Source organism: Vibrio sp. Vb2131, from assembly GCF_033338535.1.
GTDB classification, from domain to species: Bacteria; Pseudomonadota; Gammaproteobacteria; order Enterobacterales; family Vibrionaceae; genus Vibrio; species Vibrio alginolyticus.
In genome coordinates, this window is sequence record NZ_JAWOSW010000101.1 from 1 (window position 1) to 622 (window position 622).

The window sequence follows — 622 nt, forward strand, 5'->3', positions numbered from 1 at the left end:
ACGAGCAGGGCGAGATGGTTTACCTGCTGAAGCGATGATGTTGTACGACCCCGCAGACATCAGTTGGCTACGCCGCATGCTGGATGAAAAAGACGATGGACCGCAAAAGCAAGTAGAAAGCCATAAACTTAATGCGATGAGTGCCTTTGCGGAAGCGCAAACCTGTCGTCGTCAGGTTCTGCTCAACTACTTTGGTGAATACCGCGAGAAGCCTTGTGGTAACTGTGATATCTGCCTCGATCCACCCAAACATTTTGATGCGACAGAAGAAGCGCGAAAAGCGTTGTCGTGTGTTTACCGTGTTAACCAAAGCTTTGGTATGACGTATGTGGTTGAGGTGCTGCGTGGTATGCAAAATATCCGCGTGCGTGAACATGGCCACGATAATATCTCTACATACGGCATTGGCCGCGATCACAGCCATGATTACTGGGTGAGTATCTTCCGCCAGTTAATCCACAAAGGTCTGCTGTTTCAAAACATTACTCGAAACTCGACGTTGCAATTGACCGAGGAAGCTCGACCATTATTGCGCGGGGATGTTTCGCTCGAGCTAGCGGTTCCTCGTTTGGATACCGCAGCACGCGCTGCGAAGTCGGACAAACTGACCAGCAAAAACTAC

The 622-nt window shown here is 50.0% G+C and carries 1 protein-coding gene; it reads left to right on the plus strand.

Annotation, left to right across the window (positions count from 1 at the left end; genetic code table 11):
* Positions 1-622, plus strand: a 622-nt coding sequence (locus R7E38_RS23090) for an RQC domain-containing protein (RefSeq protein WP_318082178.1), incomplete at both ends; no start/stop codon positions are given.